Annotated in this window: 1 protein-coding gene; it reads left to right on the top strand. The window is 53.9% G+C overall.

The genetic code is table 11. The annotated features are described in order from the left end of the window. The coding region (locus tag FRY97_RS22890) for a hypothetical protein (protein WP_170254934.1) at positions 1–204 on the top strand (204 nt) is incomplete at both ends.

Below are 204 nucleotides of genomic sequence, written 5' to 3'. Positions count from 1 at the left end.
TTCTTCCCAGAAGATGCAGACTATGCATGTGGCCTGGAAGAAGAGCCAGATACGGTATCATACAACGAGCTTGGCTGCGACCTGCTGGCCGTGACAAGCGACGACGAGATCTTCTCTGCTAGCGGAGACGAGTGCTACAAGATCTTCCGTACCTGGAAGGTGATCAACTGGTGCGAGTACGACGGTGAGGGCGATCCTTACATC

It is taken from the genome of Phaeodactylibacter luteus (assembly GCF_007993045.1).
GTDB lineage: Bacteria > Bacteroidota > Bacteroidia > Chitinophagales > Saprospiraceae > Phaeodactylibacter > Phaeodactylibacter luteus.
The sequence above is the reverse complement of the archived record's forward strand: the minus strand, read 5'-3'. Positions and strand labels throughout refer to the sequence as shown.